Here is a 22,481-nt window from a genome sequence, read left to right on the forward strand (position 1 = left end):
ACGGCATGCTGACGATCGTTCACTTCAGTGACATCCATCTGGGCCAGGACCACCACGGCGACGCGGGGGAGCGGGCCCGCCGCCGGGCCGAGCAGGTGATGGCGTACGTGGACGCCCTGCCCGGCCCGGTGGACGCCGTGCTGGTCACCGGCGACCTCGCCGACGACGGGCGGCCGGCCGAGTACCGGGAGGTCGCCAAGACGCTGACCTCCCGGTACCCGGTGCTGCTCTGCCCCGGCAACCACGACAGCCGCGAGCCCTACCGCGAGGTGCTGCTCGGGGAGGAGCCGTCCGGCGGCCCGGTGAACCGGCTCCACCCGCTGCCCGGGGTCGACGTGCTGATGCTGGACTCCTCGATCCCCGGCCGGCACGACGGGCTGCTCGACGAGGAGACCCTCGGCTGGCTGGACCGCACGCTGGCCGGGGGGCCGGCGGACCGCCCGGCGCTGGTCGCCTTCCATCACCCGCCGGTCACCCTGCACCTGCCGTACGTGGACCCGATCCGGCAGTTCGGCGAGGAGCGGCTGGCCGAGGTGCTGGGCCGTCACCCCCGGGTGCGGGCGCTGCTCTGCGGCCACGCGCACACCGCGGCGGCCACCGTGTTCGCCGGGCTCCCGTTGCTGGTCGCGCCGGGTGTGGTCTCCACTGTGCCGCTGCCCTGCGAGGGCCGGGCGGATCTGGTCCTCGACCAGCCGCCGATGATCGCCTTCCATCTGCTGGACGACGACGGCCGGCTGACCACCCACTACCGGGTGGTCGCCCCCGCCTGACGCGGCGCGGGCCCGCCCGGGTGGGGTGGCGCTGTCCCCGGACGCTCCGGCGGCCGGGGGTGCGGGGTCTGCGCGTAGGGCGGCCGGGGGTGCGGCTGTTGCGCCTGCGGCGGTTGCGGCGCCGGGGGACGCGGCTGCGGCCGGCCCGCGTGCTGGCCCGGATATTGGCCCTGGTGCTGGCCCGGGGGCCGGTGCTGCGGCGGTCCGGCCGGAGTGCCGCTGCCGCCCATCGGTGAGGCGGAGTTCGGCGCGCGGACCCGCTGGGCGGCGACCTGGCGCGAGATCAGGATCTCCAGCAGGCACCACATCGTGCCGAACACCCCGAGCCCCATCGCCATCAGCGCCGGTGTCATCAGCCAGCTGTCGGCGTAGGAGGACAGCGCCGCCAGCACGATGCCCACCAGCGTGAACGCCAGGCAGAGCACCGCGCGGACGACGGCCGTCCGGACTTCGTCGGGAAGCCTGCGGCGACGGCGGGCGGTTGGCATCGGGCGACCCCCAGGCACGGAGCGGCGGACGGGCGGCGGGCGGTACGGCGGAGCACGAGCGGAGCGGGCGCCGCGCACACGCCCTCGCGCTCCACTCTGCCCCGTCGTACCCGGACTATGCGCGCGAATCCCCCGAACTGATGCCAAACCGTGTGATCCGGCCCGGACCGCGGCGAACGGTCCGCCGGACCCCGGTGCGCTCAGCCGAGTTGCTGGTTCAGCTCGGTCAGCGCGCCCTCGACGATGGTCCGCATCGCCTGCTCGGCCCGTTCGGCGTCCCCCGCGCAGACCGCCTCGGCGACCTCGCGGTGCAGCCGGATCGCGTACGGCTCCGGCTGATGGGGCATCAGATGGTACTCGGTCCGGCCGGTCAGCACCGCACCGACGGTGTCCCCGAGATGGGCGAACATCTCGTTGCGCGAGGCCCGCAGCACGGTGGAGTGGAACTCGATGTCGTGCCGGAGGAAGGTCGCGAGGTCGGCGGCGCGCGCCGTCATGGTCAACTCGACCGCCAGCGCGCTGAGTCGGCGCCGCTCGTCGTCGGTGGCGTGCCGCGCGGCGAGCGCCGCCGCGGCGGGCTCCACGGCCAGCCGCAGCGAGCCGAGCGAACGCAGCTGCGCGGAGCGGTCGGCGCCGGCCAGTCGCCAGCGGATCACCAGCGGATCGAAGACGTCCCAGTCCGACCGGGGCTGCACGGTGATGCCGACCCGGCGGCGGGAGGCCACCAGCCGCATCCCCTCCAGGATCCGGACCGCCTCGCGGACCACCGTCCGGGAGACGCCGAACCGCTCCTCCAGCTCCTCGGCCCGCAGCACGGTGCCCTCGGGGAGCTCCCCGGACGCGATGGCCGGCCCCAGTTCCGCGAGCAGTCGGCCGGGCAGCCCCTGGATCTCCATCCGGCCAGCCTAGTCGTCCGGCCCCGTCCCCACCTCCGTGGCCCCGCCGCCCCGGTGCTCCCGCCACGTCCACCCGTTCGGCAAAAGTATGACGATTTGGTTTCCAGCACTTGAATACGTCATACCTTTGAGGCGATAGTGGCGGCCAGGCAACGAAGGAGCACCACCTCATGGCTCTCAGCGTCGAGAACCAGGACACCCCCCACGCCCCCCTCGCCGTCGTGGTGATGGGCGTCTCCGGTGTCGGCAAGACCACCCTGGCCCGCCTGCTGGCGGACCGCCTCGGCCTCCCCTTCGCCGAGGCGGACGACTTCCACCCGCCCGCCAACATCGCCAAGATGTCGGCCGGCATCCCGCTGGACGACGACGACCGCGCGCCCTGGCTGCGCGCCGTCGGCGCCTGGCTGGGGGAGCGGGCCGAGGCCGGTACCGGCGGCGTCGTCACCTGCTCGGCGCTGAAGCACCACTACCGCGACATCCTGCGCGCGGCCTGCCCGGACGCCTGGTTCCTGCACCTCAGCGGCCGGACCGGACTGGTCGAGGACCGGCTCGCCCGGCGCACCGACCACTTCATGCCGCCGTCCCTGCTCGGCTCGCAGTACGCCGCCCTGGAACCCCTCGGTCCGGACGAGCGCGGCGCCGTCCTGGACATCGGGCCGAGCCCCGAAGAACTCGTCGAGAAGGCCGCGGCCCTGCTGCGGCCCGTCAATGGAGACCTCGCGTGACCCCCACCCTCACCGTGCTCGCGGCCGCCCCACCGGTCCTCCCGCACACCGACAGCGACGGCCGGCTGCTGCTCGCCGTGCTGCTCGCCATCGGCGCCATCGTGCTGCTGATCACCAAGCTCAAGCTGCACCCCTTCCTCGCCCTGACCCTCGGCTCCGGGCTGCTGGCCGCGGTCGCGGGCGCGCCGTTCGACAAGCTGCTCGGCAGCTTCTCCACCGGTTTCGGCGCCACCGTCGCGGGCGTCGGCCTGCTGATCGGCCTGGGCGCGATGCTGGGCAAGCTGCTCGCCGACTCGGGCGGGGCGAACATCATCGCGGACACCGTGCTGTCCCGGTCCCGGACGAAGGCGCTGCCCTGGGCGATGGCGCTGATCGCGGCCGTGCTCGGCCTGCCGCTGTTCTTCGAGGTCGGCGTGGTGCTGCTGGTCCCGATCGTGCTGCTGGTGGCCCGGCGCGGCAACGTCCCGCTGATGCGGATCGGCATCCCGGCGCTGGCCGGCCTGTCCGTACTGCACGGCCTGGTGCCCCCGCACCCCGGCCCGCTGGTCGCGGTCGACGCGCTCAAGGCCGACCTCGGCGTCACCCTGGCGCTCGGCCTGCTGATCGCCGTCCCGACCCTGATCGTGGCCGGCCCGCTGTTCGCCCGGGTCGCCGAGCGCTGGGTCGGCCCGCTGGAGATCCCGGAGAGCGAGACCCCGGCGGAGCCGGTGGAGCGCGAGCACACCCCGTCCTTCGGCGCCGTGCTGGCCACCATCCTGCTGCCGGTGGTGCTGATGCTCGGCAAGGCGCTGGCGGACGTCGTGGTCGACGACCCGAAGGCGCTGCCGCAGCGGGTGTTCGACTTCGTCGGCTCCCCGCTGATCGCGCTGCTCGCCGCGACCCTGCTCGGCATGCTGACCCTGGGCCGGGCGGCCGGCTTCGACAGGGCCCGGATCTCGGAGACCGTCGGTTCCTCGCTCGGCCCGATCGCCGGCATCGTCTTCATCGTCGGCGCGGGCGGCGGCTTCAAGCAGACCCTGATCGACGTCGGCGTGGGTACCGCGGTCAGCGACTGGTCGTCGAAGTGGCACATCCCGGCGCTGCTGCTGGGCTGGCTGATCGCGGTGCTGATCCGGCTCGCCACCGGTTCGGCGACGGTCGCCACCATCACCGCGGCCGGCATCGTGGCGCCGCTGGCGGCCGACATGTCGTCCACCCACGCGGCCCTGCTGGTGCTCGCCATCGGCGCCGGCTCGCTGTTCCTGTCGCACGTCAACGACGCCGGCTTCTGGCTGGTGAAGGAGTACTTCGGGATGAGCGTCGGCCAGACCCTGAAGTCCTGGTCGGTGATGGAGACGGTGATCTCGGTGGTCGCGATCGCCCTGATCATGCCGCTCAGCCTGATCGTCTAGCCGGGTCCAGGGACACGGAAAGGGCGGGCGCTCCCCCGGGGGAGCGCCCGCCCTTTCCGTCGTTCAGCCCGGTTCCGGCGGATTCACCGCACGCCCGGCGGCAGCGTGCCGCCGGGCGTCGCCGGCGCCCAGGTGGGCGGGGCCGCGGCCTCCTGCGGATCGGTCTCCCGCAGCAGGATCCGCCAGCCGTCCGCGCCGCCGTTGCCGTCGAGCCGCAGCTTGAGCTGCTTGACCTGCCCGCTGCGCTCGAAGTAGAGCACCACGGACTGCCGGACCGAGCCCTCGCCGTGGAACTCGGCGGTGACCGGGCCCTGCGCTCCCTGCTGGAAGCTCCGGACCCAGTTCGCCGCGGTGGTGTCGGCCTCGGCGGCCGACCCGTCGGAGGTGGCCAGCGCCGCCAGCCCGTTCCGCGAGCCGTCGGCGAGCCGCCACACCACCTCCTGGGTGAGCCGCAGGCTGCCGGTGGAGGGGTAGCCGACGACCCTCAGCGGCTCGTGGGCCGCGTAGTCGTCGGCGTACCGCAGCCCGTCGTCGCCGGCGAGCCACCAAGCGGTGATCGCGGAGGCGGTGACGGCGCCCGCGAGGGCGGCGGCGGTCGTCGCCCTCCACCGGCGGGCCATCAGGAGCTGCCCAGCGGTCGGACGATCCAGAACCGCTCGACCGGGGTGCCGGAGCGGCGCTGGCGGGCCAGGGCGTCGTAGAGCGTGGTCTGGTCGGTCAGTCCGTGCTGGCGCAGTTCCATCTTCCGTCCGTAACTGACCACGACGGCGGCGTGGTTGATCCCGCGGTCGCTGTACCACTTGAAGAACACCAGGTCGCCGGGCTTGGCGGAGTGCACGCTCATGATCGACTGGGTCCAGCGGTAGCCGGTCAGGTGATTGTAGAGGTTCTGCGCGGCGGACCAGGTGTAGCTCTTGAAGGGCTTCCACAGGAAGTAGCCCTGGTCCCACCAGGCGTAGTCCCGGGTGCGGTTGCCCTGCCGGGTCCGCATTCCGCCGCCGTGGTACAGCGCCTTGGAGACGAAGTTGGTGCAGTCCTGGTTGTACTCGCGGCGGACCCCGATGTTGCGCCGTGCCCAGTCCGCGGTGCCGTTGCCGTTCACGTTCGCGTAGCTCGCGGTGGTCACGCCGGCCGGTGCGGCCGGAGCGGCCGGCTCCGGCACCGGGAAGCCGTCGGTTCCGAGCGGGATGTCGCCGGTGGTGGGGGCGGGCGTCTGGTCCGCTCCCGTGACGTCGACCTGCGCCGCCGCGGCGGCGGAGGAACCGAGCTTCTGCTCGGCCGAGTTGTCGTCGGCCTCCGAGACGAGCTTCACGGCACCGCCGTTGACGGTGAACTCGAAGCGGCGGTTGGCGATGTTCTCGCTCGGGGTGTCCATCCCGGCCTCGCGGATCTGGGTGACCTCCTTGACCGTCGCCCGGACCACGACCTTGGCGGGGTTCTGCTGGTCGACCACGACGTCGGACAGCGTCGACGCGGCCGCCACATAGGTCTGGCTCTGGGTCGCCAGGCCCTCGCGGCTGCCGACCACGGCGTCCTCCTGGGTGGCCAGGAGGTCGACGAAGGCCGTGCCGTGCGCGGCCAGCGCCGCGGCGTCGGGCACCGTCGCCCCGGCGGTGACGCGCACCTTGTTGCGGGCGTCCAGGTACTCCTGCACGAAGCCGCGGTAGAGGTCACTGCCGCCGACGGCGGGCTTGCCCCGGGTGTAGCCGGAGACCGTCGCGGGGCTGGCGCCGAACGAGTTGTTCGACGTCACCACGAGCCGGTAGCCGCGGGTGTTGTCCAGGCCGGCCGCCACCGCGCGGGTCTCGGCGGTGGTGAACTGCTTGACGACGGCGCCGGTGTCCTGCGCCTCGACCTTGACGGTGTAGTACAGGTCCTCGCTGGCACCGTGGTCCACCGGGCTGCTCCAGCCGCCCACCAGGCCGGCGTCACCGATGCTGACGGAGAGCTGCTGGGGAGCGGCGGGCGCGGTCGGCGTGAGGTAGTCGATCCTCAGCCGGGGCCGCTTGGACTGGTCCGCGGCGCCGGCCCCGTGGTAGGCCGCGGGGGCCGAACCGGCGGCCGGGCGCAGGGCGATGCCGTAGGGCAGGCCCCGGTCGGTCCAGGACTGGAGCACCGACGCCAGGTCGAGGTCGGCGAGGCCCGTGGCGCTCGCGTAGCTCTCGTTGCCGGACGCCGACACGAGCTGGGCGCCGGTCTGGCCGGGGGTCCACTCGCTGCCGAGCTGGAACACGTCGGCGGTGGCCGCCGGACAGTCGGCCGCGCAGTCCGACCGGGTGAGCTCCAGCTTGGCGGCCGTGATCCGGGCGCCCCTCGGGAGCGCGGTCAGATCGGGCTTGAGCCAGCCGGACCAGGAGGTGCCGTCGAAGGTGCCGACCCGAAGGACGGACGCGTCGGGGGCCGGGCAGGCACCCGTGTCGCAGCCGGTGCCCGCGGTGGCGACCGAGGCCGAGGCGAGGGAGGTGTCGCCCACGGTCAGCGTGACCGGGACGGGTGGGGCCGGGGGAGCCTGGACGCGCACGTTCAGCTCCTGGTCGGCCGTCCAGGCGGAGCAGCCCACCGGGGTGCAGGCCCGGGCGGCCCAGCGGTAGGCGCCACCGTCGGTGAGCGCCCCCTCGGGAACCTGGACCGTGGCGCGGGCGCCGCTCTCGGCGGAGGTGGACGGCAGGCTGGTCGGCAGCGGGGTACCGGCGGAGTTCTTCAGGACGAACTCGGTCCTGACCCGGGCCTGGTCGGGGCTGGTGGAGACGGCCGAGAGCAGCGGCGTCAGGGTCTCCTGGGCGCCGGTCTGCAGCGCGCTCGGCACGTCCGGCAGCGGGCTGACGCTGAAGGTCACCCAGGGGGACCAGTTCAGGTTGTAGTGCAGTCCGTCGTAGGGCGAGCTGCGGAACCGGTAGGTGTGCCCGTACTCCAGCAGCCCGGCCGGGACGGTCACCTCGGAGGGGGTGCCGCTGGGCACGTAGCCGGAGACGTTGACGGCGCCCACCTGGGCCCCGGAGATGGCGTCGACCAGCTGGAAGGTGCCGGTGACCTTGTCGCCGTCGGGGTCGACGAAGGTGTCGCGGAGCACCGGGGTGGCGGTGTCGACCCGCCAGGTGCCGGTGCCGTCCTGGAGGAACGGCGGGCCGGCCTGCTGCTTGGTGCCGGTGCGCGGGCGGTAGTTGTAGTTCACCGTCAGCTTGGGCACGTTGGTCGCGGCGTTGGCGGAGTTCACCTCCTTCCAGTACTTTGTCGACACCTCGTCGGGCGCGCGCAGGCCCATGCCGGAGGTGGTGTTCTTGGCCGAGGCCCAGGTCTGCACCAGGTCGGTGACGTTGGCGTTGATCCAGCCGTCGCCGCCGCAGGCGTCGCGGCCCTTGGTCTCGGTGGAGCTGCCCTTCTTGGCCTTCCAGGCCGGCTGGGCGGTCCAGCGGGAGGCGGTGGACGCCAGTCCGGTGTCCCAGACCTCCCAGGTGTACGGCTGGCAGTCGCTGTTGCCGGAGTGGAAGTTGTACAGCGACAGGGTCGCGCTGGAGACCAGGGCGTCGGCGATGCCGGCGGTGTTCCAGTTGATGAAGGAACGGGCCTCGCGGGAGCTGCCGTCGGCGTTCTTGGTGCCGGAGTTGCCCCAGTAGATCTCGGTGTCGGCCGACCAGTCGACCGTCTCGCCCTTCTGCACCCGGGTGTCGAAGGCGTTGCCGAGACCGGCGGTGGCCGGGTCGACGGTCACCGGGTAGACGGTGGCCGGGTCGGCGAGGAAGGCCGCGTCCGGGGTGAAGACCAGATCGACGGTGTCGCCGCGCTGGACGACCTCCAGGCCGACCCGGGCCTGCCGGGGGTGCTCGCTCGAACCGGGCGCGGTGGTGGCGTCCCACATCACCGGGGCGGGCAGCACGGCGCGCTTCTGGCCGTTCTTCCGGTCGGTGAACAGCACGCTGCCGTCCGGCTGCGCCTCGGCCCTGGTGCCCTTGGCGCGCAGCGGCATGGTGTAGCTGTAGCCGCCGGTGGCCGGCCGCTGCTTGAGCGTCACGAACTGCTCGAAGCCGGTGCGGGTGGCCTCGACGACGAGGTCGCCGGCGCCGTCGCCGATGGCGTCCCGGTAGGTGGCCCGGGTGCCGTTCAGCTCGGGCCTGGGCAGGCCGCCGCGCCACTCCAGCGCGAGCTGGTCGTCGCCGGAGCCGAGCGAGACGAGGGTGCGGGCCGCGTCGGTGCCGGCTGCCTCCGTGCCGGCCGGCGCCGCCTGGAGGGCCTTGGACTCGGCCAGCGAGCGGGGGCGCTTGCCGCCCGCGCCGGCCAGCTTGAGGCCGTTGGGGTGGGCGGCGGGTGCCACCGAGCCGTCGGCGGCGGTCTTCAGGGTGAGGTCGACGTCGGCCCACTTGCCCTCGCGCAGGAAGCGCACCGGGCCGGCCGACAGTTCGGTGGTGAGGGTGCCGTCCGGGTTGGCCCAGGTGGTGGAGGTCTCGTCGCGCTCGGAGACGGCCTCGACGCGCTTGCCGGTCTTCTGTGCGACGGCCCGGGCGGTGCCGATGCTCAGCCCGGGGTCGAGCGCGGGGGCGGCGGGGGCCTTGCCGGGGGCGGGCTTGGCCTGCGGCTCGGCGGCGAAGGCGACCGGTGAACCGGCGGCCAGCGTCAGCGCCAGCGCGACGGCGAACGGACCGGTGAGGGTCCGTCTTGGGGTGTTCATGGGGGCTCCTTGACCCACTCTTGAGCAAGAGTGATGGCGGGAGCATAGGCAAGATCAAATGGCAGGATGATCATGACAAATAGGATATTGATCGGACAAAAGCTACCAATGTCTGGGAATTTCCTGGGAATGGTGATCCGATCGATACCAACTCCGGTGAACCTCTCCGGCACCGGGTAATTCCGCAGGTCGGCGCACATGCCGGAGGGCGGGCACCCCCGCTCTGGGGTGCCCGCCCTCCGGTTCTCCGGTGGCCGTGCGGGTCTCGCTCGGCCGTGCCGGTCGCTCTCGGTCCTGTTGCCTACTTGGCCGCGCGCTTGGCCAGGAACGCCTCGACCTCGGCCCGGATCTCCGGGGTGTCCAGACCGCGAACGGTCATCGTGGTGCGGCGGCGCAGCACGTCGTCGGCGGTGTACGCCCACTCGTTGGCGGCCGCGTAGGCGACCTGCGCCCAGACGTCCGGCCCGTCCTCGTGGATCGGCCGGCCGAGCTCCGGGTTCTCGTCGATCATCCGGGCGATGTCGAAGGAGAGCGTGCCGTAGTGGCTGGCCAGGTGCTTGGCGACCAGCGGCTCCATCCGCGAGCCCGGGTCCCGGTCGATCAGCAGGCGGTGCGCGACGGCGTTCGGCGCGCCGACGCCCGGCAGCGGGACGGTCGGGGCGATCGGGGACATGTCCTCGCCGAGGGAGGTGCCGGGCACGTGGGCCAGCTTCTCCAGCACGGTGCGGCCGATGTGGCGGTAGGTGGTCCACTTGCCGCCGGCGACCGACAGCATGCCGCCCTTGCCCTCGGTGACGACCGTCTCGCGCTTGGCGGCGGCGGTGTCGCCCGGGCCGCCGGGCAGCACCCGCAGGCCGGCGAAGCTGTAGGTGATCAGGTCCCGGTCGATGTGCTCGTCCCGGATCGCGTGCGCGGCCTCGCCGAGGATCTGGTCGACGTCCGCCTCGGTGGCCCGGACGTCCTTCGGGTCGCCGGTGTACTCCTCGTCGGTGGTGCCGAGCAGGACGTGGTCCTCCCACGGGATGGCGAAGGAGACGCGGTACTTGTCGATCGGGATGGTCAGCGCGGCGCGCCACGGCGAGCGGCGCTTGACCACCACGTGGGCACCCTTGGACAGGCGGATCGACGGCGCGGCGCCGGTGTCCTCCATCCGGCGCAGGTGGTCCACCCAGGGGCCGGTGGCGTTCAGCACCAGGCGGGCGTCGACGCCGAACTCGGTGCCGTCCAGGCGGTCCTTGAGCTCGGCACCGGTGACCCGGCCGCCGGTGAAGCGCAGGCCGGTGACCTCGGCGTGGTTGAGCACGACGGCGCCGGCCTCGACCGCGGCGCGCACGGTCATGACGGCGACGCGCGAGTCGTTCATCTGGTGGTCGCCGTAGACGGCCACCGAGCGCAGGCCCTCGGTGCGCAGCGCGGGCACCTGCTGGGCGGCGTGCGCGGCGGTGGAGACCCGGCCCATGCCGTCGCGGAAGGCTGACAGCGCCGAGTAGAGGAAGACGCCGGCGCCGAGCTTGGGCGCGCTGTGCGGGCCGCCCTTGTAGACCGGCACGAAGAAGGTCAGCGGGTTGACCAGGTGCGGGGCGACGTCGGTGGAGAGCACGCGGCGCTCCTTGTGGTTCTCCGCGACCAGCTTGACCGCGCCGGTCTGCAGGTAGCGCAGACCGCCGTGGACGAGCTTGGAGGAGGCACTGGAGGTGGCACCGGCGAAGTCGCCGGCGTCGACCATGGCGACCTTCAGGCCGGCCTGGGACGCGGTCCAGGCGACGGCGGTGCCGAGGATGCCGCCCCCGATCACCAGCAGGTCGTAGGTGGCCTTGCCGAGCAGCTCGCGGGTCTCGGCGCGGGAGGCGGTGCGGCCGGCGGTGAGCTCGGCGCCCAGGGTCGGGATGGTTGCCATGGTGTGTGTACGGCGCGCGGGTCGGGCGGCGCCGTTACTCCTCTCGGTGTGCGTACGGCCTCTGTGCGGAGAGACCGGGTCGGCCCGGTGCGGCGGGCCGGTGGAACGGGAGCGGCCGGCCGGGGCACGGGGCCCCGACCGGCTTCGCGATCAGTTGTTCTCTTCCTCCTCCACCCAGCCCATGGTGCGCTCGACGGCCTTGAGCCACTTCTTGTACTCGCGCTCCCGGGTGGCCTCGTCCATGCGGGGCGTCCACTCGGCGGCGCGGTGCCAGTTGGCCCGGAGGGTGTCGAGGTCGTTCCAGAAGCCGACCGCCAGGCCCGCCGCGTAGGCGGCGCCGAGCGCGGTGGTCTCGGCCACGTACGGGCGCTCGACCGGGGCGTCCAGGACGTCGGCGATGTTCTGCATGAGCAGGTTGTTGCTGGTCATGCCGCCGTCGACCTTGAGGGCGGTGAGCTCGACCCCGGAGTCCTTCTGCATGGCGTCGACGACCTCGCGGGTCTGCCAGGCGGTGGCCTCCAGGACGGCCCGGGCCAGGTGGCCCTTGGTGACGTACCGGGTCAGACCGGCGATCACACCGCGGGCGTCGGAGCGCCAGTACGGGGCGAACAGGCCGGAGAAGGCCGGGACGAAGTAGGCACCGCCGTTGTCCTCGACCGTGTTGGCGAGGGTCTCGATCTCGGCGGCGGTGGAGATGATGCCGAGCTGGTCGCGCAGCCACTGGACCAGCGAGCCGGTGACCGCGATCGAGCCTTCCAGGGCGTAGACCGGGGCCTGGTCGCCGATCCGGTAGCCGACCGTGGTCAGCAGGCCGTGGTACGAGTTGACGATCTTCTCGCCGGTGTTGAGCAGCAGGAAGGTGCCGGTTCCGTAGGTGGACTTGGCCTCGCCCTCGTTGAAGCAGGTCTGCCCGAACAGCGCGGCCTGCTGGTCACCGAGCGCGGCGGCGACCGGGACGCCGGCCAGGTCGCCGACGGCCTCGCCGTAGATCTCGGCGGAGGAGCGGATCTCCGGCAGGACGGCCATCGGGACGCCCATCGACTCGGCGATCTCCGGGTCCCAGGCCAGGCTCTTGAGGTTCATCAGCATGGTGCGGCTGGCGTTGGTCACGTCGGTCACGTGCTTGCCGCCGTCGACACCACCGGTGAGGTTCCAGATGACCCAGGTGTCCATGGTGCCGAAGAGGATGTCGCCGGCCTCGGCGCGCTCCCGCAGGCCCTCGACGTTGTCCAGCAGCCAGCGGATCTTCGGGCCGGCGAAGTAGCTGGCCAGCGGGAGGCCGGTCTCGCGGCGGAAGCGGTCCTGGCCGACGTTGCGGCCCAGCTCGCGGCAGAGCGCCTCGGTGCGGGTGTCCTGCCACACCAGCGCGTTGTGCACCGGCTCACCGGTGTTCTTGTCCCACAGGACGGTGGTCTCGCGCTGGTTGGTGATGCCGATCGCGCGGATGTCGTCCTTGCTCAGGCCGGCCTTCTCCAGCGCGCCGCGGACGACCGACTGCACCCGGGTCCAGATCTCGGCGGCGTCGTGCTCGACGTAGCCGGGCTGGGGGAAGATCTGCCGGTGCTCCTGCTGGTCGACGGAGACGATCCGGCCGTCGGCGCCGAAGATGATGCAGCGGCTGGAGGTGGTGCCCTGGTCGATCGCGGCGATGTAGTTGCCAGTGGAGGTCATGAGGGTCCTCGGCTCAAGAGGTTGGCGGGGGGCGTTGGGCCTGACTCTCAGGTCAGTCCCCGTGCTCGGGTGGGGTGGAAACCCGGGGGGATCAGAACGCGGCGTGGTACAGGCCGCCGGCCAGCAGGCCGCCGATGACCGGACCGGCCACCGGGATCCAGGCGTAGGACCAGTCGGAGCCGCCCTTGTTGGGGATCGGCAGCAGCGAGTGGACGATGCGCGGACCCAGGTCGCGGACCGGGTTGATGGCGTAGCCGGTCGGGCCGCCGAGCGAGAGACCGATGCCGACCACGGTGAAGGCGACGATCAGGATGCCGGTGCCGGAGAGGCCGAGGCCCTTGGTCAGGCCCTGGGTGAGGATGGCCATGCAGAGCACGAAGGTGCCGATGATCTCGGTGAGCAGGTTCTGGACCGGGTTCCGGATCTCGGGGCCGGTCGAGAAGATGCCGAGGGTGGGCTCCTGGTTGGCCTGGAACTGGCCGAGGTAGGTGAGCCAGACGAAGACGGCGCCGATCATCGCGCCGAGCAGCTGGGAGCCGAGGTAGATCGGCACCTTGCCCCAGTCGCCGCTGTCGACGGCGATGGCCAGGGTGACGGCCGGGTTCAGGTGGGCGCCGGACTTCGGGGCCGACATGTAGGCGGCGATCATCACCGCGAAGCCCCAGCCGAAGGTGATCGCCAGCCAGCCGGCGTTCAGGGCCTTCGACTTCTTGAGCGTCACGGCGGCACAGACGCCACCGCCGAGAAGTATCAGGGCGGCGGTGCCGAGGGTTTCGCCGACGAAGATGTCGCCGTTGGAGAACGCGGACACAAAGACTCCCTTGTCCATATGGCCCGGAGGTGCGGGTGGGGGCAGGGGCCGGGCGGATCGCTGGGCGGGTGAGCGCTCTGTGGGATGGATTCGCACGGCCATCGTTCGACAATGTCGACCGTCATGCGGAAGCTTCCTCCCCGGGTCACCCTCTCGTCAAGGCCGGGTTACGCAGCTGTGACCCTTCGCTCGCCGTGCTACCCGGTGTCACCGGATGGATCATCGTAATTTTGGACAAAACGGTAAGGCGCGGACGGGCATTTCGCCCGTCCGCGCCTCAGCGTGAACGTCCTGCCGTGCTATCGGGGGCCTGCGGCCGGGTGCGGCCGGGTGCGGCCGGGCGGGCCCGGGCGGGGCCCGGGCGAGGTCAGAACCGCCCGGCGCCCAGGTCCCGGGAGATCGCCCTGGCCGCGCTGCGCACCGAGGCGACCAGCGAGGGCTTCACGAAGCCGTCCTCGCAGACCCGCTCGACCGCGCCGCTGATGCAGACCGCGCCCACCGGGTTGCGGCGCCGGTCCTGGATCAGCGCGCCGATCGAGGCCACGCCCTCCCAGGTCTCCTCCACCGCGTCGGTCCAGCCGCGTTCACGGGTCAGCGCCGCCTCGGCGTCCACGTCCGCGGCCTCGGTCAGCGTCCGCGCGGTGTACGACTCGAACGGTCCCTCGCCCAGCTCGCCGCGCGCCACCGGGTCGTAGGCCAGTAGCACCTTGCCCAGCGCGGTCGAGTGCAGCGGCTGCATCGAGCCGACCTCCAGTACCTGCCGGGTGTCGTCCGGCCGGAAGACGTGGTGCACGATCAGCACCCCGCGCTGGTGCAGCACCCCCAGGTAGACGGTCTCCCCGGACGCCCTGGCCAGGTCGTCCGCCCAGACCAGGGCCCGGGCGCGCAGCTCGTGCACGTCCAGGTAGCTCTGGCCCAGCCGGAGCAGCTCGGCACCCAGCTGGTACTTGCCGCTCTCCGGGTCCTGCTCGACGAAGCCCTCCTGCTGGAGCGTGCGCAGGATCCCGTGGGCGGTGCCCTTCGCCAGGTCCAGGGCCGTCGCGACCTCCGACAGGCCCAGGCGGCGCTCGCCGCCGGCCAGCAGGCGCATGATCGCGGCGGCCCGGGAGAGCGACTGGATCGGGCCGGGCATTGGTACCTCCGCGCGGACAGGCGGTCGACATTGTCGACCGCAGTGGTAACGGCACGAGTCTGCCAGGCCGTCGCCGTTCCGTGCACCTTCCCCCTCGGTAACCTGCGTCGGCCGACCCGGTGGTGCGCCCGCGCACGGCCGCCGGGGCGGTCCCGGCACGGGTTCCCGGCGCCCGCCGACCCTACGGCCTGCCGCCTTGCCGCCCTGCCGCTTTGCCGCCTGTCGTCCGTCGATCGCCGGCTGTCGCCCGCCACCCGTACGGCCCGCCGGTGCTACCGCTCCCGGGCCGCCGCGGCCACGCCGTCGGCCACCGCCCGGATCCCGGCCGGTCCGACCCGGCAGCAGCCGCCCACCAGCCGCGCCCCGTCCGCCAGCCAGCCCGCCACCCTCGCCCGGCCGTCGGCCCGGGGGACCGGGGCGGCCCCGAAGGTCGGCTCACCTCGCCACGCCCCGGCCGTCGCGTCCCAGCCCTCGCCGCTGTTGGGGTACACCACCGCCGGCTTGCCCGACACCCGCGCCGCGAGCGCCACCGCCCGGTCCGCCTCCTCCGGCGTGCAGCAGTTCAGGCCGACCGCCACCACCTGGTCCACCCCGGCCGCCAGCGCGAACGCCTCCGCCAACGGCTGTCCGGCCCGGGTCCGCCCGTCCGCCGCGGCGAACGACAGCCAGACCGGCACCCCCAGCCCGCGCACCGCCCGCAGCAGCACCCGCGCCTCCTCCACGTCCGGCACCGTCTCCAGCGCCAGCACGTCCGGACCGGCCGCCGCCAGCACCTCCAGTCGGGGCCGGTGGAACGCCTCCAGCTCGGCCGGCGTCAGCCCGTACCGGCCCCGGTACTCCGAGCCGTCCGCCAGCACCGCCCCGTACGGGCCCACCGAGGCCGCCACCCACCGGCGCGGCCCGGGCAGCCCGCGGGCCGCCTCCCGGGCCAGTTCCACGCTGCCCGCCAGCAGTCGCGCGGCCTCCGCGCGGCCCACCCCGCGCCGGGCGAAGCCCGCGAAGCTCGCCTGGTAGCTGGCGGTGATCGCCACCCGCGCGCCCGCCTCGAAGAACGCCCGGTGCGCCGCCACCACCGCCTCCGGCGCGTCCGCCAGCAGTCGGGCCGACCAGAGCTCGTCCGTCAGGTCGAACCCGGCCGCGGCCAGCCGTTCGGACAGCCCGCCGTCCAGGACCAGCGGCCCGGCCGCCAGCGCGGCCGCGAAGTCCGGCGGGGGAGCGGCGGTCCGGTCGCGCGCGGCCTGGTCCATCACGGCCTCCTCGGGCGGACGTGGTCCCGGTGCGGTCCCGGCGGGTCCCGGCGTGGTCCCGGATCCTCCGGGGACGCCCTGGTCACAGGGTAGGAGGGGGCGGCTCGGACCGGGACGGAAAACCATTTGCCGCAGAGTCAAAGGATCGCTACGTTGCACTCAGATCGAGAAGGACGTCGGCCCGACACCACGGGCCCGGAGGGGGAGAGGAGCGCACCGTGGACGCCACCGAGCAGGCTTGGCTCGCCGCCTACGACCCGCGCGCCTACACCCCCGTCGCCGTCACGGTGGACGTGGTCGCCCTGACCCTGCGGCACGGCCGGCTCCACGTCCTGCTCGTCGAGCGCGCCCTCCCGCCCTACCAGGGGCGCTGGGCCCTGCCCGGCGGCTTCCTGCGGGCCGGCGAGGAGAGCCTCGACGACGCCGCCGCCCGCGAGCTCGCCGAGGAGACCGGCCTGCCCGGCACGGCCGGCGCCGAGGCCGCCCTCAGCCGGATCCACCTCGAACAGCTCGGCAGCTACGGCGTACCCACCCGCGACCCGCGGATGCACGTGATCTCGGTCGCCTACCTCGCCTTCGCCCCCGACCTGCCCGACCCGCGGGCCGGCAGCGACGCGGCCCACGCCGCCTGGCACCCCGTCGGCGACCTCGACCTCCGGCCCGCGGGCCGGTCCGAGTCCGCCGGTGCTCCCGCCGACACCCACGGGGGTGGCGTCGGCGGGAGCACCGGCTCCACCGGTTCCGGCGACGCCGGCGGCCCCGCCGGAGCGCCGTACCCGGCCGAGCCCGTCGATCCGGCCGAGCCCCCGCCCACCGGAGCACCCACCCCGATCGAGCTCGCCTTCGACCACGCCCGGATCCTCGCCGACGGCCTCGACCGCGCCCGCGCCAAGATCGAGTACAGCCCGCTGGCCACCGCCTTCCTCCCGTACGACTTCACCATTCCCGAGCTGCGCGCCGTCTACGAGGCCGTCTGGGACGAAAAGCTCCACCCCGGCAACTTCCACCGCAAGGTGCTCTCCGTCCCCGGCTTCGTCGAGGGCACCGGCAGCACCACCGAGCGCGGCGGCGCCCGCGGTGGCCCCCGGGCCCGCACCTACCACGCCGGCGACGCCAGGCTCCTCCATCCGGCTCTTCTCCGCCCCGCTCCGGGCGAGCCGGGACCAGAGCCCTCCCGGGCCCGGATCGGCTGACCACCACCCCGCTCCCGGCCGCCCGCACTACCATCCGGCCATGACGACTCACGAGGGCGGCACCGTGCGCCAGCAGCCCAACTCCCACTGCCACTTCTGTGGATCCCCCTACCCGCCCGGCACCGACGGCTGGCCCCGCACCTGCTCCGCGTGCACCGAGATCAGCTACCGAAACCCGCTGCCCGTCGTCGTCACCCTCCTGCCCGTCACCCAGGGCGACGCCGCCCCCGCGCTGGTGGTCATCCGCCGCACCATCGAACCCGGCTACGGCGAACTCGCCCTCCCCGGCGGCTACATCGACTACGGCGAGAGCTGGCAGCAGGCGTGCGTGCGCGAGCTGCGCGAGGAGACCGGCATCCTCGCCGAGCCCGCCGACATCACCCTCGTCGCCACCGACTCCGACACCCGCGGCGGCTTCCTCTGCCTCTTCGGCCTCCTCCCCGCCCGCCCGCTCACCGCCCTGCCACCCTCCGTCCCCACCGACGAGACCGACGGCTGGCAGCTCGCCACCCCCGAAACCCCGCTCGCCTTCCCCTTCCACACCCGCGTCTCCGGCTCCTGGTTCAACGGCGAGTTCACCCGCCCCTGACCAGCGGCGGCCGCGCCGGGCAGACCCTGGCGCCCCGGCCGCGCACATGGCAGGGTCTGCACCGACAGCCCCCAACCGGACGCGGGCCCTGCCACAAGCGACCCCGTCCGCCCTCATCACCGGCCGGGAGACCACCACCGTGAGCACCCCACCCCAGGACCAGCCACTCTGGCGCCCGAACCCCGCCCGTGCCGCCGGCACCGGGATCGTGGCCTTCCAGACCTGGGCCGCCCAGCACCACGGCGCCCCGGCCGCCCCGCTCGCCCCCACGACGTCGGACGCCGAGGCTTCCGCCCGCTACGCCGCCCTTCACTCCTGGTCGGTCGAGGACCTCGACCGTTTCTGGACCGCCGTCACCCAGTGGTTCGACGTCCGCTTCACCCAGGCCCCCGACGCCGTCCTCGCCGACCCCGCGATGCCCGGCGCCCGCTGGTTCCCCGGCGCCCGCCTCAACTACGCCGAGCACGCCCTGCGCGCCGGCGAGCAGGCCGAGAACGCCGACCGCCCCGCCGTCCTCCACCTCGACGAGACCACCGACGAGCCGCTCGTCCTCACCTGGGCCGAGCTCCGCCGACAGGTCGGGTCCCTCGCCGCCGCCCTCCGCGCCCGCGGCGTCCGCCCCGGCGACCGCGTCGGCGCCTACCTGCCCAACATCCCGCAGGCAGCCGTCGCCCTCCTCGCCACCGCCGCCGTCGGCGCCGTCTGGACCAGCTGCGCCCCCGACTTCGGAGCGCGCAGCGTCCTCGACCGCCTCCAGCAGATCGAGCCCGTCGTCCTCTTCGCCGTCGACGGCTACCACTACGGCGGCAAGGACCACGACCGCACCGAGGTCGTCGCCGAACTCCGCCGCGAACTCCCCTCGCTGCACACCGTCGTGCACGTCCCCCTGCTCGGGGCCCCCGCCCCCGAGGGCGCCCTCGCCTGGGGCGACCTGACCGCCGAGGACACCGAGCCCGTCTTCGAGGCCGTCCCCTTCGACCACCCGCTCTGGGTCCTCTACTCCTCCGGCACCACCGGACTGCCCAAGGCCATCGTCCAGAGCCAGGGCGGCATCCTCGTCGAGCACCTCAAGCAGGCCGGCCTCCACCTCGACCTCGGCCCCGAGGACCGCTTCCTCTGGTACACCTCCACCGGCTGGATGATGTGGAACTTCCTCCTCGCCGGCCTCCTCGTCGGAGCCACGGTCGTCACCTACGACGGCAGCCCGGGCCACCCCGACACCGGCGCCTTCTGGTCCGTGGCCGCGCGCACCCGCGCCACCGTGCTCGGCACCTCCGCCGCCTACGTCATCGCCAGCCGCAAGGCCGACCTCCACCCCGGCCGGGACCTCGACCTCTCCGCCGTCCGCTGCCTCGGCACCACCGGCTCCCCGCTGCCGCCCGACGGCTTCCGCTGGATCTACGAGGAGGTCAAGGAGGACGTCTGGCTCGCCTCCGTCAGCGGCGGCACCGACGTCTGCTCCTGCTTCGTCGGCGGCGTCCCCACCCTCCCGGTCCATCTCGGCGAGATCCAGGCCCCCAGCCTCGGCGCCGCCGTCGAGTCCTGGGACGTCAACGGCCGCCCGCTCACCGACGAGGTCGGCGAGCTCGTCGTCACCAAGCCCATCCCGTCCATGCCCACCGGCTTCTGGAACGACCCCGAGGGCACCCGCTACCACGACAGCTACTTCGACACGTACCCCGGCGTCTGGCGCCACGGCGACTGGATCACCGCCACCTCCCGCGGCACCGTCGTCATCCACGGCCGCTCCGACTCCACCCTCAACCGCCAGGGCGTCCGGATGGGATCCTCGGACATCTACGAGGTCGTCGAGCGCCTCCCCGAGATCGCCGAATCCCTGGTGATCGGCCTGGAGGAGCCCGAAGGCGGCTACTGGATGCCGCTCTTCGTCGTCCTGACCCCCGGCGCCGAACTCGACCAGGACCTCATCGGCCGGATCCGCACCTCGCTGCGCACCGAGCTCTCCCCGCGCCACGTCCCGGACGAGGTCATCGCCGTCCGCGGCCTGCCGCACACCCTCACCGGCAAGCGGATCGAGGTCCCGGTCAAGCGCCTGCTCTCCGGCACCCCGCTCGACCAGGCCGTCAACCCCGGCTCCGTCGACAACCTCGACCACCTGCGCTGGTTCGAGCAGCTCCGCCAGGAGCGCGAGCGCGCCGCCGCCGAGTGACCGACGCCCGGACACGCCGAAGGGGCCCCGCCACCATCCGGTGGCGGGGCCCCTTCGTTCCGCCGCGTTGGTGCGCCGCGTTCGTCCGCGGTGCCCGTTCGGCGGGTCCCGCGACCGCTACTCGCCCGACAGCACCTGCTGCGCCGCGGCCCGCGCCTCCTCGGCGCTGTCCGCCGCCCGCGCCGCCTCGGCGGCCCGGCGGCACTGCGCCAGCGTGTACTTGGCCAGCGCCGTCCGGACATAGGGGATCGACGCCGCGCCCATCGACAGGCTGGTGACGCCGAGACCGGTCAGCACCACGGCCAGCAGCGGGTCGGAGGCCGCCTCGCCGCAGACGCCGCAGCTCTTGCCCTCGGCCTGCGCGGCCTCGGCGGAGAACGCGATCAGGTCCAGCAGCGCCGGCTGCCACGGGTCCTGCAGCCGGGCCAGCGCACCGACCTGGCGGTCGGCGGCGAAGGCGTACTGGGCCAGGTCGTTGGTGCCCAGGGAGAGGAACTCGACCTCCTGGAGGATCGAACGGGCCCGCAGCGCGGCCGACGGGATCTCCACCATCGCACCGTACTTGGCGCTCAGCCCGGCCTCGCGACACGCCTCGGCGAAGTCCCTGGCGTCCTTGCGGTCGGCCACCATCGGGGCCATCACCTCAAGGTGCACCGGCAGGCCCTCGGCCGCGGTCGCCAGCGCCCGCAGCTGGGTCCGGAGCACCTCGGGGTGCTCCAGCAGGGTGCGCAGACCGCGCACACCCAGCGCCGGGTTCGGCTCGTCGGCGGGGGTCAGGAAGTCCAGCGGCTTGTCCGCGCCCGCGTCGAGCACCCGGACCACGACCCGGCCCTCCGGGAACGCCTCCAGCACCTTGCGGTACGCCTCGACCTGCTTCTCCTCGGTGGGCGCCTTCGCGGAGTCGTCCAGGAAGAGGAACTCGGTGCGGAACAGGCCGACACCCTCGGCGCCCGCCTCCAGCGCGGCCGGCAGGTCACCCGGCCCGCCGACGTTGGCCAGCAGCGGCATCCGGTGCCCGTCCGAGGTCGCGCCCGGGCCGGAGGAGGCGGCCAGCGCGGCCTTGCGCTCGGCGGCGGCGCGGCGCAGTTCCTCCTGCTTCTCCGCGCTCGGCTCGACCAGCACGTCACCGGAGCTGCCGTCCACGGCGACGACCGTGCCCTCGGCGACGTCGGCCGCCCCCGGCAGCGCGACCACGGCCGGTACGCCCATGGCCCGCGCCAGGATGGCGCTGTGGCTGGTCGGCCCGCCCTCCTCGGTCACGAAGCCGAGCACCAGGGTCGGGTCCAACAGCGCGGTGTCGGCCGGCGCGAGGTCGCGGGCGAACAGCACGTACGGCTCGTCGCTGTCCGGCACACCCGGCATCGGCACACCCAGCAGGCGCGCGACGATCCGGTTCCGCACGTCGTCCAGGTCGGCGACCCGGCCGGCCAGGTACTCCCCGGCCGAGGCGAGCAGCGCCCGGTAGGCGGCGAACGCGTCGTAGACGCCGCGCTCGGCGCTGCTGCCGACCGCGATCCGGCGGGAGACGTCGGCCATCAGCTCCGGGTCCTGCGCCATCAGCGCCTGGGCCTCCAGCACGGCCTGGGCCTCACCGCCCGCCAGGTTGCCGCGGGCGGTCAGGTCCGCGGCCACGGCGTCGACGGCTGCCTGGGCGCGGGCCTGCTCACGCGGGGCGTCCTCGGTCGGGACCTGGGTGGCCGGGGGCTCCAGCACCGCGGTGCCCATGTGCCGCACCTGACCGATCGCGACTCCGTGGCTGACACCCACGCCGCGCAGCGTCTTCTCCATGTCTGTCTCCGTGAGTGAGGCGGCCCCGCCGGGTACCGCTGTGTGCCGGGCCGCCCCGACCGGAGCGGTGGGGCGGTGGGTCCTAAAGAAGGGGAGAGGTCAGTTCCAGCTGAACAGGGCGTCGCCGACGGCGACCTCCCCGTCCTCCAGGAGCCCGCCGAGCGAGTCGGCGGCGGCCTCCAGCGCGACGATCGGCGAGATCGGCGACTTGCCGGCGGCCTCGACGGCGGCCGGGTCCCACTTGATGACGGCCTGGCCGCGGGTGACGGTGTCGCCCTTGTTGACGAGCAGCTCGAAGCCCTCGCCGTTCAGCTGGACGGTGTCGATGCCCAGGTGGGTCAGGACCCCGTGCCCGTCCGCGTCGACGACGACGAACGCGTGCGGGTGCATCGAGACGACCACGCCGTCGACCGGGGCAACGGCCTCGGTCGGCCGGCGCACCGGGTCGATCGCGGTGCCGGGGCCGACCATCGCACCCGAGAACACGGGGTCCGGCACGCCGGCGAGCCCTACGACCCGGCCGGTCAGCGGCGACGTCACAGTGGTCATGGTTGAGCCTCCCAAGTGCGCAGTACAGGCGAGCGGCCGCGAACGCGGCGGGGTGATCGACTGCAGCCTAAATCATGTCAACTTCGGACATCAGCTGACATTCCGGGGGTCGGCCACGCCGTCCGCCCTCACCCGTCAGTCATCTCGTCGACCACTGGTGGTCTAGTCCTCTTGGTCGACGCGCCGCACTCTACAGGCATCTTGGCGAATCGGGACCATTGCTGTATATGCTCGCGAGAGCAACAAATCACGCGTCCGACCGGGTGACACCGGCGCGGCCCGATTCGCGCTCGGCCCGACGACCCGCTATGGTTGGTCGAGTCGCCGCAAGTCGACGGTTAACACCAGGTTTCAGAAACGAAAAGCGCCGGTTAAACAACGGCAAACGGATCTGATACGGTGGAATCACGAAAGAACGAAGCGCCCGGAGGGCCGGTGTGAAAGCCGCCTGAAGGAAGCGTCCGTTCCTTGAGAACTCAACAGCGTGCCAAAAGTCAACGC

Annotated in this window: 17 protein-coding genes; 6 read left to right on the forward strand and 11 right to left on the reverse strand. The window is 73.3% G+C overall.

Annotation, left to right across the window (positions count from 1 at the left end; genetic code table 11):
• Window positions 1-5: 5 nt before the first annotated feature.
• Window positions 6-770: a phosphodiesterase gene (locus ACIQ9P_RS35110; protein WP_402365503.1), complete on the forward strand. Its 765-nt coding sequence runs from the start codon at window positions 6-8 to the stop codon at window positions 768-770.
• Here the strand turns inward: ACIQ9P_RS35110 and ACIQ9P_RS35115 are convergent.
• On the reverse strand, window positions 746-1,258 hold the full coding sequence (locus ACIQ9P_RS35115) for a hypothetical protein (protein WP_402365505.1): 513 nt from the start codon (window positions 1,256-1,258) through the stop codon (window positions 746-748). The genes ACIQ9P_RS35110 and ACIQ9P_RS35115 overlap by 25 nt on opposite strands.
• 200 nt (window positions 1,259-1,458) lie before the next feature.
• Complete coding sequence (locus tag ACIQ9P_RS35120) at window positions 1,459-2,154, reverse strand: FadR/GntR family transcriptional regulator (protein WP_402365507.1); 696 nt, start codon at window positions 2,152-2,154, stop codon at window positions 1,459-1,461.
• Window positions 2,155-2,324: 170 nt separating this feature from the next.
• On the opposite strand from ACIQ9P_RS35120, the gene ACIQ9P_RS35125 reads away from it, so the two are divergent.
• Together ACIQ9P_RS35125 and ACIQ9P_RS35130 are read left to right on the forward strand one after the other, a co-directional pair.
• Window positions 2,325-2,879: a gluconokinase gene (locus tag ACIQ9P_RS35125; RefSeq protein WP_402365509.1), complete on the forward strand. Its 555-nt coding sequence runs from the start codon at window positions 2,325-2,327 to the stop codon at window positions 2,877-2,879.
• The gene (locus tag ACIQ9P_RS35130) at window positions 2,876-4,270 is read left to right on the forward strand and encodes a GntP family permease (protein WP_402365511.1); all 1,395 of its coding nucleotides are present in this window, start codon (window positions 2,876-2,878) and stop codon (window positions 4,268-4,270) included. The genes ACIQ9P_RS35125 and ACIQ9P_RS35130 overlap by 4 nt, the downstream gene beginning before the upstream one ends.
• A gap of 83 nt (window positions 4,271-4,353) precedes the next feature.
• On the opposite strand, the gene ACIQ9P_RS35135 is transcribed toward ACIQ9P_RS35130, so the two are convergent.
• From ACIQ9P_RS35135 to mmuM, 7 genes are all read right to left on the reverse strand, one after another.
• Entirely contained in the window at window positions 4,354-4,890 is a 537-nt protein-coding gene (locus ACIQ9P_RS35135; protein ID WP_402365512.1) for a hypothetical protein, read from the reverse strand.
• Window positions 4,890-8,933 (reverse strand): DNRLRE domain-containing protein, encoded by a 4,044-nt coding sequence (locus tag ACIQ9P_RS35140; protein ID WP_402365514.1) that lies wholly within the window; start codon window positions 8,931-8,933, stop codon window positions 4,890-4,892. Before ACIQ9P_RS35140 ends, ACIQ9P_RS35135 begins: the two co-directional genes overlap by 1 nt.
• 301 nt (window positions 8,934-9,234) lie before the next feature.
• Window positions 9,235-10,830, reverse strand: coding sequence for an FAD-dependent oxidoreductase (locus ACIQ9P_RS35145; protein ID WP_402365516.1), 1,596 nt, complete (start codon window positions 10,828-10,830; stop codon window positions 9,235-9,237).
• A 150-nt stretch (window positions 10,831-10,980) separates the two neighbouring features.
• Window positions 10,981-12,501 carry a glycerol kinase GlpK gene (glpK, locus tag ACIQ9P_RS35150; protein WP_402365518.1) on the reverse strand — a complete coding sequence of 507 codons (1,521 nt, stop codon included), beginning with the start codon at window positions 12,499-12,501 and terminating at the stop codon, window positions 10,981-10,983.
• A 91-nt stretch (window positions 12,502-12,592) separates the two neighbouring features.
• Window positions 12,593-13,330 (reverse strand): MIP/aquaporin family protein, encoded by a 738-nt coding sequence (locus tag ACIQ9P_RS35155; RefSeq protein ID WP_402365520.1) that lies wholly within the window; start codon window positions 13,328-13,330, stop codon window positions 12,593-12,595.
• 349 nt (window positions 13,331-13,679) lie between these two features.
• Complete coding sequence (locus tag ACIQ9P_RS35160; RefSeq protein WP_045941846.1) at window positions 13,680-14,444, reverse strand: IclR family transcriptional regulator; 765 nt, start codon at window positions 14,442-14,444, stop codon at window positions 13,680-13,682.
• A 272-nt stretch (window positions 14,445-14,716) separates the two neighbouring features.
• On the reverse strand, window positions 14,717-15,691 hold the full coding sequence (gene mmuM, locus ACIQ9P_RS35165; RefSeq protein WP_402365522.1) for a homocysteine S-methyltransferase: 975 nt from the start codon (window positions 15,689-15,691) through the stop codon (window positions 14,717-14,719).
• 218 nt (window positions 15,692-15,909) lie between these two features.
• Here mmuM and ACIQ9P_RS35170 point away from each other — a divergent pair, with 218 nt between their 5' ends.
• Genes ACIQ9P_RS35170 through ACIQ9P_RS35180 form a run of 3 tightly spaced genes read left to right on the forward strand, consistent with a single transcriptional unit; the run spans window position 15,910 to window position 19,643 of the window.
• On the forward strand, window positions 15,910-16,884 hold the full coding sequence (locus ACIQ9P_RS35170) for an NUDIX hydrolase (protein WP_402365524.1): 975 nt from the start codon (window positions 15,910-15,912) through the stop codon (window positions 16,882-16,884).
• Between the two features lie 40 nt (window positions 16,885-16,924).
• Entirely contained in the window at window positions 16,925-17,473 is a 549-nt protein-coding gene (locus ACIQ9P_RS35175; RefSeq protein ID WP_402365525.1) for an NUDIX domain-containing protein, read from the forward strand.
• A 46-nt stretch (window positions 17,474-17,519) separates the two neighbouring features.
• Window positions 17,520-19,643, forward strand: coding sequence for an acetoacetate--CoA ligase (locus ACIQ9P_RS35180; RefSeq protein ID WP_402365527.1), 2,124 nt, complete (start codon window positions 17,520-17,522; stop codon window positions 19,641-19,643).
• 117 nt (window positions 19,644-19,760) lie between these two features.
• Here the strand turns inward: ACIQ9P_RS35180 and ptsP are convergent, their stop codons facing one another.
• Entirely contained in the window at window positions 19,761-21,431 is a 1,671-nt protein-coding gene (gene ptsP / locus ACIQ9P_RS35185; protein WP_402365529.1) for a phosphoenolpyruvate--protein phosphotransferase, read from the reverse strand.
• Between the two features lie 99 nt (window positions 21,432-21,530).
• The gene (locus tag ACIQ9P_RS35190; RefSeq protein ID WP_402365531.1) at window positions 21,531-21,980 is read right to left on the reverse strand and encodes a PTS glucose transporter subunit IIA; all 450 of its coding nucleotides are present in this window, start codon (window positions 21,978-21,980) and stop codon (window positions 21,531-21,533) included.
• Window positions 21,981-22,481 lie beyond the last annotated feature (501 nt).

Source organism: Kitasatospora sp. NPDC094019 (assembly GCF_044764505.1).
In the GTDB taxonomy this organism is placed as follows: Bacteria; Actinomycetota; Actinomycetes; order Streptomycetales; family Streptomycetaceae; genus Kitasatospora.

Excerpts from the sequence above, each read along its gene's own strand:
- ACIQ9P_RS35110 (WP_402365503.1), top strand. The coding sequence starts at position 6 with ATGCTGACGATCGTTCACTTCAGTGACATCCATCTGGGCCAGGACCAC.
- ACIQ9P_RS35115 (WP_402365505.1), bottom strand. The coding sequence starts at position 1,258 with ATGCCAACCGCCCGCCGTCGCCGCAGGCTTCCCGACGAAGTCCGGACG.
- ACIQ9P_RS35120 (WP_402365507.1), bottom strand. The coding sequence starts at position 2,154 with ATGGAGATCCAGGGGCTGCCCGGCCGACTGCTCGCGGAACTGGGGCCG.
- ACIQ9P_RS35125 (WP_402365509.1), top strand. The coding sequence starts at position 2,325 with ATGGCTCTCAGCGTCGAGAACCAGGACACCCCCCACGCCCCCCTCGCC.
- ACIQ9P_RS35135 (WP_402365512.1), bottom strand. The coding sequence starts at position 4,890 with ATGGCCCGCCGGTGGAGGGCGACGACCGCCGCCGCCCTCGCGGGCGCC.
- ACIQ9P_RS35140 (WP_402365514.1), bottom strand. The coding sequence starts at position 8,933 with ATGAACACCCCAAGACGGACCCTCACCGGTCCGTTCGCCGTCGCGCTG.
- ACIQ9P_RS35145 (WP_402365516.1), bottom strand. The coding sequence starts at position 10,830 with ATGGCAACCATCCCGACCCTGGGCGCCGAGCTCACCGCCGGCCGCACC.
- glpK (WP_402365518.1), bottom strand. The coding sequence starts at position 12,501 with ATGACCTCCACTGGCAACTACATCGCCGCGATCGACCAGGGCACCACC.
- ACIQ9P_RS35155 (WP_402365520.1), bottom strand. The coding sequence starts at position 13,330 with ATGGACAAGGGAGTCTTTGTGTCCGCGTTCTCCAACGGCGACATCTTC.
- ACIQ9P_RS35160 (WP_045941846.1), bottom strand. The coding sequence starts at position 14,444 with ATGCCCGGCCCGATCCAGTCGCTCTCCCGGGCCGCCGCGATCATGCGC.
- mmuM (WP_402365522.1), bottom strand. The coding sequence starts at position 15,691 with ATGGACCAGGCCGCGCGCGACCGGACCGCCGCTCCCCCGCCGGACTTC.
- ACIQ9P_RS35175 (WP_402365525.1), top strand. The coding sequence starts at position 16,925 with ATGACGACTCACGAGGGCGGCACCGTGCGCCAGCAGCCCAACTCCCAC.
- ACIQ9P_RS35180 (WP_402365527.1), top strand. The coding sequence starts at position 17,520 with ATGGCAGGGTCTGCACCGACAGCCCCCAACCGGACGCGGGCCCTGCCA.
- ptsP (WP_402365529.1), bottom strand. The coding sequence starts at position 21,431 with ATGGAGAAGACGCTGCGCGGCGTGGGTGTCAGCCACGGAGTCGCGATC.
- ACIQ9P_RS35190 (WP_402365531.1), bottom strand. The coding sequence starts at position 21,980 with ATGACCACTGTGACGTCGCCGCTGACCGGCCGGGTCGTAGGGCTCGCC.